This is a genomic window from Streptomyces sp. NPDC088732, assembly GCF_044751205.1.
Classification (GTDB): Bacteria; Actinomycetota; Actinomycetes; order Streptomycetales; family Streptomycetaceae; genus Actinacidiphila.
In genome coordinates this window covers 17,655-31,942 of sequence record NZ_JBIVLI010000001.1, presented here as the reverse complement: position 1 = coordinate 31,942, position 14,288 = coordinate 17,655, and the positions used below count along the sequence as shown (strand labels likewise).

Below are 14,288 nucleotides of genomic sequence, written 5' to 3'. Positions count from 1 at the left end.
GGGTCAGCTCCCGCGGACGCGGCGGGCCTCGGCCACGAGCGGCGGGGGCAACTCCGGCCCCGCGCACGCGTAGTCGATCAGCAGGTTCCGGTAGGCGGTGTTCACGAGCTCCGGCGCCAGGGCGATCAGGGCCCTCAGGTCGTCGGACGAGCCGGACAGACGCGTGCGGTAGGCGGCGCCGGCCGCACGCAGGGAGATTTCGTGGGGCTCGTGTTCCAGGCCCCGTTCGACGAGGGCCGCGGCCGCGGCGAAGTCGCCCTGCTCGGCGCGTACGTCCGCCAGGTCGAGGTGGAGCGACCAGTTGGCGGGCTCCAGGGCCAAGGCGCTCTCGAAGGCGGCCGCGGCCCGGTCCAGGTCGCCCATCGCGCGCCAGGTGGCCGCCCGGGCGACCTCGGTCCACATGACCCGCTCGACGGCATCGGCGCGGTCGCACAGGGCGAAGGCCAGGTCGTGGCGGCCGCAGGCCCGGGGCAGCCGGGCCATGGCCGCCAGCGACTCCGGGACGGGATGCCGTTCGGACACCACGTCGAGGGCGTGGAACCAGGGCGCGAACCGTTCCCGCATCGCGTCGGTGTCCAGGTCGGGGCCGTGGTCCAGGCTTCGCAGGCACGCCTCGGCCAGCGCCTCGGCGCTCACCGCGCCGAGGAAACGCGCGTCGCCGAACCAGGGCGCGGCACCCCACGCCACGTCGGGCCGCACACCTGTGACCGAGCCGAGGGCCATCGCGGCGTCGTCCATCTCCCCGTCGAGGAAGAAGAAGTACGCCCGCGCCGGCACGGAGCGCAGGGAACCGTCCCCTTCGAGGCGCTCCTTCAGCTCCGGGCGCCGGTCCCGCCACAACTCCGCGAGGGCCGCATAGGGCTCCGGCGCCGCCGGTGCGGAGGCCATGGCCCCCACCAGTAGCGCCACGGCGGCGACCGGGTCTCCGCCGCAGTGCGCCATCACTCCGGCGAGACCGACTCCCGCCGCCACTGACCGATTCGACATCGCCCGAGAATATCCATGGCCAAAGGCTCCGCGACCCGGGTGGGTTCCTTCCCGGCGCACTCGCGCGGGTGCGGGCTGCCACAATCCGGAGGCGCAGGAATGAACGTGGTGTGGGCGGCAACGGCGTGGGAATCACGGCGGTTCGACGCGGCGGAGAGGAACTCGCATGCGACCGAGCTGGAGGACCGGTTCGACGCGCTGCGTTCCCGAGGCGAGGGGTACCTCGAAGTCCGTCGTCCGGGCAGCGGATTTCCCTTGCTGGCCCTGGGCTTTCGGGGTGAGCACGCGGTCGTCCATCTGTTCCGTGACGCCGAGGAGACGTTCCTGCTCGCCGGGGACGGCACGGTGGGGGGCGATGCCGTGGTGGAGGTCCCCGTCATGGACGACCTGGCCGCCTTCGGCGGCGACTTCGTCCTCGCCGTCGATCGCGCGTGGGCCGTCGTGCGTGACTTCGTGCGGACCGGGGCGGTGGGGGATCCGGGCGAGTGGTGCGAGCTGTGAGGAGTTCCTTTCAGGCGGCCGTGATCGCGCCCGCCACCAGGGCCGGTTCGTCGATCTGGACGTAGTGGCCGGCCCGCAGGAGGAGCCGCAGTTCGCTGTGCGGGAAGAGGACGGCGAACTGGCGGGCCACGCGGGCGTTCAGCCAGCGGTCCCGGGCGCCGAAGACGACGCGGACGCGCGGCTGGAAGTCCTGGAGTTCCGGGATGCGCCGGCGGCGGCTCAGCATCGCCCGCGGCAGTTCGGCGTTCAGGCGCCAGAAGGCCGGTCGGGCGGCCGGGAACTCCTCGTACAGGAGCGCCACGCTGGCCTCGCGCACCACGGGGTCGCGGATGAACGAGCCGACCTGCCAGGCGAACAGGCGCCGGTCCAGGTCGGGGCGGCGCCGGGCGACGGCGCGGGCCCCGGCGCGCAGCAGCGGCGTCGAGTAGAGCGCGATCGCCGGCGGCCGCCGTAGGGAGGGCGTCCAGTGGTAGTAGGTGTTGAGCAGGACGAGCCGGGCGACGCGGCCGGGGTGGGCGAGTGCCCAGTCGATCGCGGGCGGGCCCGAGGCGTCGTGCGCCACGAGGATCAGCCGGCGGTCGCGGAGCCCGGTGGCCGGGGAGTCCGCGACGGCGGCGAGGTCGGCCTCCTGCTCGGCGACGCAGTAGGGGTGGCCGGGCGGCTTGTCGGAGCGTCCCCAGCCGAGGAAGTCGAAGCGGACGACGGGCGCGTGGTCCCTGAGGTGCGGCATGAGACGGTCGTAGAGACGGCAGCTGTCGGGGAAGCCGTGCATCAGGACGACGGGAGTGCCCGTGCCGCGGGAGACCTCGGCGTAGAGCAGGTGGGGGCCGCGGGAGACGGCGGGTGTCTCGGTGCCAGGGGCCATGGCGATCTCCCCTCGGCCGCGTCGGTGGGCCCTTTGTTCAGCTTAGCGCTCCGCGCCCAGGGGGTTGTGGGAGCGCTCCCAAAGGGCCATGATGCCCGCATGACCTCACCGGTGGCCATTCGCCCCTACCGCCCGGAGGACCGGGACGACCTCTACGACATCTGCGTGCGCACCGGCCATGAGGGCGGCGACGCCCGCGCCCTGTACGCGGACCAGGACCTGCTGCCCGACATCTTCGCCGGCCCGTACGCGCACCTGGAGCCGGACCTCGCCTTCGTCGTGGACGACGGGACGCGCGTGGTCGGCTACATCGTCGGCGCCGCCGACACCGTGGCCTTCGTACGGCGCTTCCGCGACGCCTGGCTGCCGGTCGTCTCCGACCGCCACCCGCGGCCGAAGGGCGTGCCGGTGACCGCGGACGAGGAGATGGCCCGGCTGCTGCACTGGCCCGAGCGGATGGTCGTGCCCGAACTCTCCGAGTACCCGGCGCATCTGCACATCGACCTGCTGCCGGAGTACCAGCGGGCGGGCTTCGGCAGGAAGCTGATGGCGCGTCTGCTCGCCGCGCTCGCGGCGCGTGGCGCGGATGCCGTGCACCTGGGCATGGTCACGGCGAACACCCCGGCGCGCGCCTTCTACGACCGCCTCGGATTCCACGAGATCCCCGTCGTCGACCCCGGTCCGCTGACCTACCTGGGGCGGAGGACGGACGACCCGGTGCGCTGAGGTGAGGGGGCGTTCCGCACGCGGTCTAGAAAGCGCTTGCACCTGCGGGTAGGGTCCACGACGGCCCACCAGCGGCCGGAGAGGAGCCACCCCCGTGACGCGTTCCGCGCCCCCGCACCCCTTCGCCCTGCCGCCCGAGGACCGGGACCTGAGCCCGCACACCGGATGGACCCGGGCCCACTGGGAGGCCGTCGCCGACGGGCTGCTCGTGGCCGTCGCCCCGCACGCCACCCCGGGCCGCGCGCTGTACCACCTGCCCGGCGGCCGCCCCAGCAGCTCCGGCGTGCGCTCGGACGGACTGGAGGGCTACGCCCGGACCTTCCTGCTCGCCGCGATCCGCGTCGCGGGAGCCGGCGGCGCCGACCCCGACGGGCTCCTGGACCGCTACGCCGACGGCCTGGCCGCGGGCACCGCCCGCCCCGGCGGCGACGGACCCGAGGACTGGCCGGTCGTCACCGACCGCAGCCAGCCCCTGGTCGAGGCCGCGTCGATCGCCCTCGCCCTGCGCCTGACCCGCGCCCAACTGTGGGACCGCCTCGACGACGCGGTGCGCGAGCGCGCCACCGCGTGGCTGTCCCGCGCGGTCACCGCCGAACCCTGGGCCTGCAACTGGGAGCTGTTCCCCGTCACCGTCGCCGGATTCCTCGGCGACAAGGACGCCGTCACCCGGGGCCTGGACGGCATCGAGCGCTGGTACGTCGGCGACGGCTGGTACACCGACGGCGACCGCCGCGCTTTTGACTACTACAACGGCTGGGCCCTGCACCTGTACCCCGTGCTGGAGGCCTGGCTCTCCGGCGACGCCGACCGCCTCGACCGCTACGGCGAGCGGCTGCGCGTCCACCTCGCCGACTACGCCCGGCTCTTCGGCGCCGACGGCTCGCCCGTGCACCAGGGCCGCTCCCTCACCTACCGCATGGCCACCGCCTGCCCCCTGTGGCTCGGCGCCCTCACCGGCCACACCCCGCTCGCCCCGGGGACCACGCGGCGGCTGGCGTCCGGCGCCCTGCGCCACTTCCTCGACCGCGGCGCGGCGGGACCCGGCGGGCTGCTGTCGCTGGGCTGGCACGGACCGTACGCGCCCGTGCTCCAGGGCTACTCCGGCCCGGCGTCCCCGTACTGGGCGAGCAAGGGCTTCCTCGGGCTGCTGCTCCCCGCGGACCACGAGGTGTGGACGGCCGGCGAGGAGCCCGCGCCCGCCGAGCGCTCCGACGCCCTGACCGCGCTGCCCGCGCCCAACTGGCTGCTGCAGTCCACCGTCGCGGACGGTGTCGTGCGCCTGCACAACCACGGCAGCGAGGACGTCCGCTGGGACCCGCACTACACCCGCCTCGCGTACTCCAGCGCGACGGCCCCGGTGTCCGCCGCGGACCCGCCCGACAACCACTTCGGCCTCGTCCGCCCCGACGGGTCGGTCACCGCGCGGACCGGGATCGTCCCGCTCGGCGCGGGCCGGGGCTGGGCCGCCTCGCGCTCCGTCGCCGGTGAGGAGGGCGACGTGCACGGGCGTGTCGTCGCCGTCGTCCTGGCGCGCGGCGCCGCCGAGGTCCGCGTCCACCTGGTCACCGGTGCCGGTCCGGGCACGGCCGTACGGCAGACCGGCTGGGCGGCGGGAGAGGGGCTGCGCTCGGAGCTGCTGCCGCTGCACGGGCTCGCCGACGCCCCCGCGCTGCCGCCCGCCGCCACCGCGTGCACCCCGCACGCCGTCGTCCCGGCCGCCGCCGGGGTCACCACCGGGGACGGACGGTCGCGCGGCGACCTCTTCGTGTGCGCCGCGCGGCTGACCGGCGCGCCGGAGCCGGAACCGCTCTCCGCGCTGGTCCGGACCGAGGTGCGCGCCGGCTCCGCGGGGCACGAGGTGGCCGTCGTCTGGGCGGACGGGGCGACGCACCGCGCGCGCCTCACCCCGGACGGCGCGATCGTGGAATCCTCGCTCCCGGACGGTCGTTGAGGCGGGCATGAGCGATACGGAACTGCTGCGACTGCTCGCCGAGACCAACGGGGGCGTCCTGGTGACGATCAAGCGGGACGGCCGTCCCCAGCTGTCCAACGTCAACCACCACTACGACCCGGCGACCCGCGTGCTGCGGGTCTCCCTCACCGACGACCGCGCCAAGACCCGCAACCTGCGGCGCGACGCCCGGGCGAGCTACCACGTGACCACCCCCGACCGCTGGGCGTGGACCGTCGCCGAGGGCACGGCCGAACTCACCCCCGTCGCCGCGGACCGGAATGACGCGACCGTCGAGGAACTCATCGACCTCTTCCGGGCCGTGCAGGGCGAGCACCCCGACTGGGACGACTACCGCCGCGCCATGGTCGAGGACAAACGCCTGGTCCTGAAGCTGCATGTGGAGCGCGCCTACGGCCAGCCCCGCGCCGCGGGATAGCCACACCGGGTCCGCGCCCCGTGACAGGACGTGTACGCAACGGAGAACGGGGCGCGGAACTGGAATGACCGATGTAGGAGTTGTCGCTGTACATACTGGTGCTGCCGGGACCCACGGTCACGGCGCGACCGTGACCGCCGACTACAGGGAGGTGCCGTGACCGGCTCCAGTCCGAAGCGTTCTCCGCTCGCCCGTCTCATCCCCGCTTTCGGAGACAATCCCTACGGGGAAAGGATGGAGCGCATCCAGCGGTCGCCCCACTTCGCCGACGGCGTCTTCACGAACCCGGTGAGCGCCAGGACGGCGCCCTCGGGTTCCATGCTGCGTTTCGCCCGTTCGTACTTCCGCAAGGAGGACCGGGTGCGCCGCGCCCCGGCCGGCGACATCCCGCTGTACGGGTCCACCCTGGCGGACCTGGCGGCACCGCCCGCGTCCGGCCTGCGGCTCACCTGGATGGGCCACTCCACGGTCTGGACCGAGATCGACGGGCACCGCGTCCTTTTCGACCCTGTCTGGGGTGAGCGCTGCTCCCCCTTCTCCTTCATCGGGCCGAAGCGGCTGCACCGGCCCCCGGTCGCGCTGCGGGAACTGGGCGAGGCCGACGCCATCGTGATCTCGCACGACCACTACGACCACCTCGACATGCCCACGATCAAAGCACTGGCCGGTACGGGCACGCGCTTCGTGGTCCCGCTCGGCGTCGGGGCGCACCTGGAGCGCTGGGGCGTCCCCGCGGACCGGATGACGGAGCTGGACTGGCACGAGTCCACGCAGGTCGGCGGCCTCACCCTGACCGCGACGCCCGCCCGGCACTTCTGCGGCCGGGCCATCCGCAACACCCAGCACACCCTGTGGGCCTCCTGGGTCGTGGCCGGACCCGAGCACCGGGTCTACCACAGCGGCGACACCGGCTACTTCCCCGGATTCGCCGAGATCGGCGCCTCCTACGGCCCCTTCGACGCCACGATGGTCCAGATCGGCGCGTACAGCGAGTTCTGGCCCGACATCCACATGACGCCGGAGGAGGGGATCCGCGCCCACGGCGACCTGCGCGGCGAGCTCATGCTGCCGATCCACTGGGGCACCTTCAACCTGGCGCCGCACCCGTGGGAGGCACCCGCGGAGGGCACGGTCGCCGCCGCTCGCGCCGCCGGCGCGCGCGTCGCGGTGCCCCGCCCCGGCGAGCCCTTCGAGCCCGCCGCCGGACTGCCCCTCGACCCCTGGTGGCGGGCGGTCGCCACGGGCGGCGCGGGCCGCGCCTGGCCCGCGCTCGCCGAGGGGCCCGGTACGGCGGCCCCGCACGCGGACACCGCCACGGCGTAGCCGGCCCGGCGCCCCGACCGCCGGCCGGGGCCGTGGTGACCGCCCCGGCCGCGGCGGTCCCGGGGCCGGGGCGGGTCAGTCGTCGAGGCCCCAGAACGGCCCGCGCATACCCACGTCCGCGAAGTAGGAAGCGGCCGAGGCGGGGTCGCGCCGGACGTACCCCGGCTCCATGCGGCCCGCGTACCAGCCGCGGGCGAGCCGCCACAGGGTGGGCAGGTCCATGAGGTAACCGGGTGTCAGCCCGGTGTCCTCCAGCCAGTCGTGGACACATGCGGCGGAGCAGAAGAGGCGCTGGTGGGCGCAGGCGTGCACCACGTCGTCCCAGATGTGCCGCACCGGCGTGAGGAAGTGGGCCACCTGGTCGCCCGGGGGCGGGGCCTGCCGCCCGACCACCCAGGCGTGCGGAGTGCCGCACGCCGGGCAGCGGGTGGCGACCAGGACGTCCGGCTCGTCGGTGAGCAGGTGCGGGACGGCGAAGGAGTCCCAGGCGCAGCCGCCCCACCACAGCGTGCCGCGGCCCATGACCGAGAAGCCGAGCGGTACGGACGCGAAGGGGTGTGCCATGACGATGCGTTCGGGCTCCCGCGGGTCGAGGACCAGGTCGCGGTGGTCGTGCAGGGCGTCCAGCGCGCTTCGTACGCCGGAGGAGGGCAGGCCGGTCCGGGCCGCGAGGTCCGCGACGGTGGGGGCGCCGCCCGTGGCGGCGAAATGGGCGTAGACCGCCGTGCGGACGCTCTCGGTCCGCGCCACTTGTGATGCGGTGGCGGGTGCGTTCATCGCTGCTCCTGACGTCGACGGGGCCGGCCCGTCCAGCCTGCACCCGCGGGGACGCCGCCGGACGGCCGTTCGGTTGTCCGGCGGCGCCCCGCAGCCGTCAGTGGCCGCCGGTGAGAGAGGAGAAGGTGAACGAGAACGACGCGGGGGCGGCGTCCAGGCGGTACTGCGGGAGCACGCCGGGACCGCAGGACTGGCTGCCGATGCCCTGCTGGCCGTGGTCGAGGTTGACCCACAAGGTGTCGCCCGGCACGAGTGCGGTCGTGTGCGCGGCGGCGTCCAGCTGCTCGGTCGTCCAGTGCCGGGCCGTGAACCAGAAGGGCGGCGCGCCCTCGACGGCCAGCCCCGTGCCGTCCTCGCGGCGCAGCCGCAGCCACCGCACGTCGGCGCGGGCGCCGTTCTCCTGCGGGCGGACGTAGGGCGTCTGCAGTGCGTCGACCGACGCGGTGTGGCGGCCGATGCGGGACGCGGCGCGCGTGTCGGGGTAGGCCTCGCCGGGGCCGCCGCCGTACCACTCGGCCGACGTCAGCGTGGAGCAGAGGCCGAGGCGCACGCCGAGCCGGGGCAGCGGCAGCGGCCACACGCCCTCGGGGGTGACGTCGACCTCCAGGCGCAGCCGGTCGCCGTCGGCGGTCCAGCGGTAGACGGTGCGCAGCCCGAACGCCTTGGCGGCCGGGGCGACCCGGGTCCGCACGGTCAGTCCGCCGTCCTCCACGGCGACCTCGTCGACGCGGTGCCGCATGCGGTGCAGTCCGGCCTCGCGCCACAACTGCCCGTAGCGCTCGTCGGGCTGCCAGGGGGCGCCCTCGTCGTTGTCGGTCGGGGCCCGCCACACGTCGAGCCGGGGACCGGAGACCGCGTAGCCGTCGATCAGCCGCAGCTCCCCGCCCGCCGCGTCGAAGGTGCCGGGACCGAGCAGTACGACGCCTCCCTCCGCGGCCCGCGGTGTGTGCCGCGCGGAGGGCCGCGCGGCGGCGGGCGCGGTGGACGGGACGAGCGCGGGCCACTGCCCCCAGGCCACCTCGTGCCCGGCCGGCGCCCACGGCGTGTCCCGGTCCAGGACCGCCCGCACCTGCCAGAACGCCTCCCCGGCCAGATCGGACGCGGCCGGCTCGGGCAGCTTCAGCTCGGTCGACTCGCCGGGCGCCAGGGGCGGCACGGTCAGGCAGTCCTGCGCGGCGGTGACCCCGTCGACCTCGTACGTCCAGGTGAAGCGGAGATGCGAAAGGTCCGCGACGTCATGGGTGTTGGTGACGCGCACGGTGCCCGCGGCGGCGTCGCCCTCGATGCGGACCGGTTCGATCACCTTCTTGTACTCGACGAGGCCGGGGGAGGGCGTGCGGTCGGGGAAGAGCAGCCCGTCGCACACGAAGTTGCCGTCGTGCAGCTCCTCGCCGAAGTCGCCCCCGTACGCGTACCACCGGCGGCCGTCGGCGGTGCGGCGGGCGATGCCGTGGTCGATCCACTCCCACACGAAGCCGCCCTGGAGGCGCTCATGGCTCTCGAACAGCCGCTGGTACTCGGCGAGTCCGCCCGGCCCGTTGCCCATCGCGTGCGCGTACTCGCACAGGACGAAGGGCATCGCGCGGCGCCTGGCGTCCAGGTCCGTGTCGCCCCACGGGAGTTCCTCGCGCCGGCCGATCAACTCGACCTCGGCGTGGTCGGCGTACATCCGCGAGTACAGGTCGGTGTCGGCGCAGGACAGGTCGCCCTCGTAGTGGATCGGCCGGTCCGGGTCGCGCTCGCGGATCCGGCGGGCCATGGCGGACAGGCCCCGGCCGGTGCCGCACTCGTTGCCGAGCGACCAGATCACCACGGAGGGGTGGTTCTTGTCGCGCTCGACCATGCGGTCGGCGCGGTCCAGCAGCGCCGGCGTCCAGCGTTCGTCGTCCACGGGGTTGCCGGCCCAGCCGACCTCGCCGAATCCGTGGGTCTCCAGGTCGCACTCGTCGACGACCCACAGGCCCAGCTCGTCGCACATCTCCAGGAAGGCGGGGTGCGGCGGATAGTGGCTGGTGCGGACGGCGTTGATGTTGTGACGCTTCATCAGGAGCACGTCCTCGCGCATGGTCGCGAGGTCCAGGGCCCGCCCCTGCGAGGGATGGAACTCGTGCCGGTTGACGCCCCGGAAGAGGACGCGCCTGCCGTTGACCGTGAGCACGCCGTCCTCGACGGCGACGGTGCGGAAGCCGATCCGGAACGGCACGCGTTCGCCCTCGCCGGCCAGTTCGGCCGCGTACAGGCGCGGGACCTCCGCGCTCCACGGCTCCACGGGCAGCGTGACGGACTCGCCGGCGGCGATGTCGACGCCGAGTTCGGGCACGGTGACCCGGCACGCGGACGGGGCGTCGACCCGCAGCGTCCCCGCACCGCGGGTGTGGTCGTACGCGGCGTGCGCGAAGAAGTCGGGCACGCAGCCCTCCGGCCGGTGCAGCAGCGTGACATCACGGAACACGCCCGGCAGCCACCACATGTCCTGGTCCTCCAGGTAACTGCCGGAGGACCACTGGTGGACGCGGACGGCCAGCACATTGCCGACCGGGCGCAGCAGATGCCCCACCGCGTACTCGGCGGGCAGCCGGCTGCCCTTGAAGACGCCCAGTTCCTCGCCGTTGAGCCAGATCCGCGCGCAGGACTCGATGCCCTCGAAGCGCAGCACGCACGCGCCGTCCGCGGGCCAGGTGTCCGGCAGCGCGAAGGCGAGGCGGTGGTCGCCGGTCGGGTTCTCGGTGGGGACGCGCGGCGGGTCGACGGGGAAGGGGTAGCGCGCGTTGGTGTACCAGGGCGCGCCGTGGCCGTGCAGCGGCCAGTGCGAGGGCACCGGCAGCGCGTCCCAGCGCGAGGCGTCGAAGTCCTGGCGGGTGAAGGCGGTGTCCTCCGCCTCCGCGGCGGGGGAGAGCCGGAAGCGCCATCTGCCGTTCAGGCTCAGCCGGGCGGCGTCGGAGGCGGGCGTCCAGGCGCGCGGCGGCAGGGCGCCGCGGCCGGGGGAGAAGTCCTCGTAGTACGGGAGTTCCTGCGCCCCGGACGTCCGGGCGGACGCCTGCCGGGGCTGGGGCATGCTCATACGGCTCCTCGGTCGGCCCGGCGCGCCGGCCGGCGCACCGGACTCGTGGACGGTGAGGGTGCGGGCCACCCGCTGACGAAGGTGATCATGGGGAGGGGTGCGGCGCCAGGAGGCGCCCCGGTGTGCCGGGAGGGACGACGCCGGACGCCGTACGCTCGCGGCGCGTGCCGGGGCAGGCCGGAGCGGGCGGGGCGGGTCGGGAATTCGGCCGGGACGGCACCGGCGGACCCCGAAAACGATGGTGTGCGACTGCGGGCGGTGGCGGTCCGCCGTGCGGACGCCCCGGGAGATGCCCTTCAACGCGGCCCCCGGAGCCCCCTCGCGGACCGGCCTTCGCACGGGAAGGCTACGGTGGCGCGCCGCCCTCGCGCAGCCCCTTGCGTCAACCGGGCGGGAACGCGCGGGGCGCGCGGGCGCGTGCCCGCGGTCCTCACGCGCCGGTGATCGCGCGGGCCAGCGCCGGCACGTCCACCGGGCGCGTGGTGTCCACCCGGTGCACCCTGCCGAGGGCCAGCGGCCGCGCGTCCTCCGCCCACGACCGCCAGTCCTCCTCGGAGAAACCCGCCCCGTCGATGTGCACCGGGTGCCGCAGCGACGCCCGTTCACGGAACCTGCGCCGCGCGGTCTCCTCGGGCACCGCGCACCACACTTCGTGCACCTCGCCGATCCCGGCACGGGCGAGGCCCGCGGCCACCAACGGCCGGGTGCGCGCCGGCCACGGGCTCTCCAGGACCGCCCCCGCCGGTGATTCCGCCAGCAGCGTCCACAACGTCTCGGCCGCCGCGGCCCCGAGCGACCGGCTCCACTCGCGTGCCGCCCAGTCCGCCGGGCGCAGGGCCCCGAGGTGGTCGGCCAGGGTCTCCTTGACGGAGTCCTTGCTCAGCAGGGGGAGGTGCAGTTCGCGGGCGAGTGCTCGCGCGAGTGTCGTCTTCCCGGCGCCGGGCAGACCGTTGACCAACACGGCTGGCATGCCGCGACCTTAGCCGTGTGCCGCGGCCGGGGCCGTGCGACAGGCGGTGCGCCCCCCGGACTTCGGCCGGAAGCCGCCCGCAATTTGGTGTCACGTCGATTGACATGAAATTGCTCCGGTGGTCCACTGGAAGCCGGATGGACAACAAACGGACCTATGAGATGAAGGCCCGGGCCGAGAGCACGGCGCAGACGCGCCGCCGGATCATGCGGTCGGCCTTCGAGCTGGCGAACGAGACCAAGTCGCTCGAGATCGTCGTCGCCGACGTCGCGGCCCGCGCCGGCGTCAGCGTGCGCACCGTGCTGCGGCACTTCGGCAGCCGGGACGGGCTGTTCGAAGCCGTCACGGCGTATGTCAAGGACGAGGTCCGCGAGGAGCGGGCGGCGCCCGTGGGGGACGTCGCGACCGCGGTCGAGGTCCTCTTCGACCACTACGAGCTGCGCGGGGAGATGGTGCTGCGGCTGCTCGGCGAGGAGGCGGCGGACCCACGGGTCCGGTCGGTGACCGACCAGGGCCGCCTGCTCCACCGGGCCTGGGTGGAGCAGGTCTTCGCCCCCCAGCTCGCCCGCCGCGGCGACGCGGACCGTGAACTGGTGACGGACCTGCTGGCCGTCGCCACCGATGTCTACACATGGAAGCTGCTCTGCCGCGACCGGGGACTGGACCGGCAACAGGCGCAGCAGCGGGTCAGGTTCATGATCGACGCGGTCCTGGGGACCGTGGGGGAGGAGCGTTGAGATGGCCCGCATCCTGTTCGTCACCTGGGAGGGCGGGGGCAATGTCCCGCCGGCCCTCGGCATCGCCGCCGAGCTCACCCGGCGCGGCGACACCGTCCGCTTCCTGGGCCACCCGCAGCAGCGGGAGCAGATCGAGGCGGCGGGGTTCCGCTTCGAGGCCTTCACCACGGCCCGGCCCTGGTCGGCCACGGCGCGCACCGGCCCCGTGGGGTACCTGGCCATGTTCACCGACGCCGGACCCGGCCGGGACCTGACCGCGTCCGTGGCCCGCGAGCCGGTCGACCTGGCGGTGATCGACTGCCTGAGCCTCGCCCCGTTGCGGGCCGCCCGGGAGGCCGGTCTCCGCCATGTGGTGCTGGCGCACACCTTCTACGCGTACCTGGTCAGATGCTGGAGTCGCGGACCGCTCGCCCTGGCCGCCGCGTTCAGGGGGTACCGCCCGGTGCGCCTGTGGGAGTCCGCGGAGGAGGTCCTCGTGACCACCCTGCCCGAACTCGACCCGGCCCGGCAGCGCCCGCTGCCGCCGAACGTCCACTGGACCGGGCCGGTCCTCCCCACCGGGGCGCGGCCCGCCGCGACCGAGGAGCCGCGGATCCTGGTGAGTCTGAGCACCATCCACTACCCGCCGCAGGCCCGCGCCCTCCAGGCGATCCTGGACGCCGTCGCCGACCTGCCCGTCCACGCCGTGGTGGCCACCGGTCACGCCGTCGACCCGGCGACGCTGCGCGCGCCGGGCAACGCCGAACTCCACCGGTTCCTCCCGCACGCCGAGGTGATGCCCGGGGTCTCGCTCGTGGTCGGCCACGGCGGGCACGGCACCACCCTGCAGGCGCTCGCGCACGACCTGCCGCTGGTGGTCATGCCGATGCACCCCATGCTCGACCAGCCGGTGATCGGGAAGGTGGTCGAGGAGCACGGCGCCGCCCGTGTCGTCCGGGCGAACGCCTCCCCCGGGACGATCCGCTCCGCCGTCACGGATCTGCTCACCTCCGCGTCGCACCGGGAGGCCGCCGCGAAACTCGGCGACCGCATCCGGTCCGGCAACGGCGCCGAGGCCGCCGCCGACCGGATCGTGGCGCTCGCCGCGACGCCGGTCTGACGACCCCTCCGCCCGGCCGCCGCGTCGCAGGCGGCCGGGCGGCCGGGCGGTCGGTCGGCGGCCGGTTGTCAGCAGTCGGTTGTCAGGCCGGCGGTGCCACCAGCGTCTCCGACTGCCCTGCGGCACGCAGTGCTTCGGCGACAAAGCCGCCGGCCTTCAGCTCCTCCACCACCTCGCGCAGGAACCTGACCGTCTCCGGCCGCCGGGTTCTGGTCGTGCCCACCGCCTGGCGGATCTCCATGAAGCGCTCGTCGACCAGCCGTATGCCGGGACGGTCCGCGACGAACGCGGTCATCGGCTGCCGGATGCCCGCCGCGACCTCCAACTGCTGGGCCACGAACACCTCCACCCCCTCGTCCCCGGGGACCACGGTCGCGTGGCGCAGGGTGCGGGAGAGGAAGAGGTCGTACGCGGAGCCGCGCTTGACGCCGACGCGCACACCCGGGCGGTCCACGTCGGCGGGTGCGGCGATCGCGGAGTCCCGAGGGACCGCGTAGACGCCCTCGATCACCATGTAGGGCGCGGTGAACGCCACGTCGGCCTCGCGCGCCGGCTCGACGGCCAGGAAGCACAGGTCGGCCCGGCCGGTCGCCATCGCCTCGTACGACTTGCGCGCCGCGTCGAAGCACAGGAGCTCCACCGGCACGCCCAGCCGCGCCGCGACCTCCCGCGCGATGTCCACCGTCACGCCGCCCGGCTCGCGCCCGGTGCCGTGCGCCAGCACAGGGTTGCCCAGGTTGATCGAGGCCCGCAGGACTCCGCCGGGGGCCAGGTCCTCGATGACGGAGGCTGTCGCGATGGTCATGTGACGGAGTCTAGGCGCGCCCACCGACAGCGCGCCGGGCAACCGGG

General features: G+C 74.6%; 13 protein-coding genes. 7 read left to right on the top strand and 6 right to left on the bottom strand.

What is annotated here, in order from left to right:
• Nucleotides 1-3 precede the first annotated feature (3 nt).
• Entirely contained in the window at nt 4-987 is a 984-nt protein-coding gene (locus ACIP9H_RS00100) for a tetratricopeptide repeat protein (protein WP_401585514.1), read from the bottom strand.
• A 99-nt stretch (nt 988-1,086) separates the two neighbouring features.
• Here ACIP9H_RS00100 and ACIP9H_RS00095 point away from each other — a divergent pair, with 99 nt between their 5' ends.
• Entirely contained in the window at nt 1,087-1,488 is a 402-nt protein-coding gene (locus tag ACIP9H_RS00095) for a hypothetical protein (protein WP_401585517.1), read from the top strand.
• A 10-nt stretch (nt 1,489-1,498) separates the two neighbouring features.
• Here ACIP9H_RS00095 and ACIP9H_RS00090 read toward each other — a convergent pair whose 3' ends face one another.
• Nucleotides 1,499-2,353: an alpha/beta fold hydrolase gene (locus ACIP9H_RS00090; RefSeq protein WP_401585520.1), complete on the bottom strand. Its 855-nt coding sequence runs from the start codon at nt 2,351-2,353 to the stop codon at nt 1,499-1,501.
• A 99-nt stretch (nt 2,354-2,452) separates the two neighbouring features.
• Between ACIP9H_RS00090 and ACIP9H_RS00085 the strand changes: the two genes are divergently transcribed.
• The 4 genes from ACIP9H_RS00085 to ACIP9H_RS00070 all read left to right on the top strand — a co-directional run bounded on the left by ACIP9H_RS00085 (nt 2,453) and on the right by ACIP9H_RS00070 (nt 6,792).
• Nucleotides 2,453-3,079 (top strand): GNAT family N-acetyltransferase, encoded by a 627-nt coding sequence (locus ACIP9H_RS00085; RefSeq protein WP_401956433.1) that lies wholly within the window; start codon nt 2,453-2,455, stop codon nt 3,077-3,079.
• Nucleotides 3,080-3,173: 94 nt separating this feature from the next.
• Complete coding sequence (locus tag ACIP9H_RS00080; protein WP_401956430.1) at nt 3,174-5,030, top strand: DUF2264 domain-containing protein; 1,857 nt, start codon at nt 3,174-3,176, stop codon at nt 5,028-5,030.
• Between the two features lie 7 nt (nt 5,031-5,037).
• A complete protein-coding gene (locus tag ACIP9H_RS00075) occupies nt 5,038-5,469 on the top strand; it encodes a PPOX class F420-dependent oxidoreductase (protein ID WP_401956427.1) in 432 nt (143 codons plus the stop codon).
• A gap of 156 nt (nt 5,470-5,625) precedes the next feature.
• Nucleotides 5,626-6,792 (top strand): MBL fold metallo-hydrolase, encoded by a 1,167-nt coding sequence (locus tag ACIP9H_RS00070; RefSeq protein ID WP_401585532.1) that lies wholly within the window; start codon nt 5,626-5,628, stop codon nt 6,790-6,792.
• A gap of 75 nt (nt 6,793-6,867) precedes the next feature.
• Here ACIP9H_RS00070 and merB read toward each other — a convergent pair whose 3' ends face one another.
• From merB to ACIP9H_RS00055, 3 genes are all read right to left on the bottom strand, one after another.
• Nucleotides 6,868-7,569, bottom strand: a complete 702-nt coding sequence (gene merB, locus ACIP9H_RS00065; RefSeq protein ID WP_401956424.1) for an organomercurial lyase — start codon at nt 7,567-7,569, stop codon at nt 6,868-6,870.
• Between the two features lie 97 nt (nt 7,570-7,666).
• A complete protein-coding gene (locus tag ACIP9H_RS00060) occupies nt 7,667-10,630 on the bottom strand; it encodes a glycoside hydrolase family 2 TIM barrel-domain containing protein (protein ID WP_401956422.1) in 2,964 nt (987 codons plus the stop codon).
• Nucleotides 10,631-11,060: 430 nt separating this feature from the next.
• Nucleotides 11,061-11,600 (bottom strand): AAA family ATPase, encoded by a 540-nt coding sequence (locus tag ACIP9H_RS00055; protein ID WP_401956420.1) that lies wholly within the window; start codon nt 11,598-11,600, stop codon nt 11,061-11,063.
• 137 nt (nt 11,601-11,737) lie between these two features.
• Between ACIP9H_RS00055 and ACIP9H_RS00050 the strand changes: the two genes are divergently transcribed.
• A complete protein-coding gene (locus ACIP9H_RS00050; RefSeq protein WP_401956418.1) occupies nt 11,738-12,337 on the top strand; it encodes a TetR/AcrR family transcriptional regulator in 600 nt (199 codons plus the stop codon).
• Nucleotide 12,338: 1 nt separating this feature from the next.
• A complete protein-coding gene (locus ACIP9H_RS00045) occupies nt 12,339-13,436 on the top strand; it encodes a glycosyltransferase (RefSeq protein WP_401956415.1) in 1,098 nt (365 codons plus the stop codon).
• An 82-nt stretch (nt 13,437-13,518) separates the two neighbouring features.
• On the opposite strand, the gene ACIP9H_RS00040 is transcribed toward ACIP9H_RS00045, so the two are convergent.
• Nucleotides 13,519-14,241: a transporter substrate-binding domain-containing protein gene (locus tag ACIP9H_RS00040; RefSeq protein ID WP_401585548.1), complete on the bottom strand. Its 723-nt coding sequence runs from the start codon at nt 14,239-14,241 to the stop codon at nt 13,519-13,521.
• Nucleotides 14,242-14,288: the final 47 nt, after the last annotated feature.

Bases quoted from the DNA above. Each gene is read 5' to 3' on its own strand.
- ACIP9H_RS00100 (WP_401585514.1), bottom strand. From the start codon at position 987: ATGTCGAATCGGTCAGTGGCGGCGGGAGTCGGTCTCGCCGGAGTGATG.
- ACIP9H_RS00060 (WP_401956422.1), bottom strand. From the start codon at position 10,630: ATGAGCATGCCCCAGCCCCGGCAGGCGTCCGCCCGGACGTCCGGGGCG.
- ACIP9H_RS00045 (WP_401956415.1), top strand. From the start codon at position 12,339: ATGGCCCGCATCCTGTTCGTCACCTGGGAGGGCGGGGGCAATGTCCCG.
- merB (WP_401956424.1), bottom strand. From the start codon at position 7,569: ATGAACGCACCCGCCACCGCATCACAAGTGGCGCGGACCGAGAGCGTC.
- ACIP9H_RS00085 (WP_401956433.1), top strand. From the start codon at position 2,453: ATGACCTCACCGGTGGCCATTCGCCCCTACCGCCCGGAGGACCGGGAC.
- ACIP9H_RS00040 (WP_401585548.1), bottom strand. From the start codon at position 14,241: ATGACCATCGCGACAGCCTCCGTCATCGAGGACCTGGCCCCCGGCGGA.
- ACIP9H_RS00055 (WP_401956420.1), bottom strand. From the start codon at position 11,600: ATGCCAGCCGTGTTGGTCAACGGTCTGCCCGGCGCCGGGAAGACGACA.
- ACIP9H_RS00090 (WP_401585520.1), bottom strand. From the start codon at position 2,353: ATGGCCCCTGGCACCGAGACACCCGCCGTCTCCCGCGGCCCCCACCTG.
- ACIP9H_RS00095 (WP_401585517.1), top strand. From the start codon at position 1,087: ATGAACGTGGTGTGGGCGGCAACGGCGTGGGAATCACGGCGGTTCGAC.
- ACIP9H_RS00050 (WP_401956418.1), top strand. From the start codon at position 11,738: ATGGACAACAAACGGACCTATGAGATGAAGGCCCGGGCCGAGAGCACG.
- ACIP9H_RS00075 (WP_401956427.1), top strand. From the start codon at position 5,038: ATGAGCGATACGGAACTGCTGCGACTGCTCGCCGAGACCAACGGGGGC.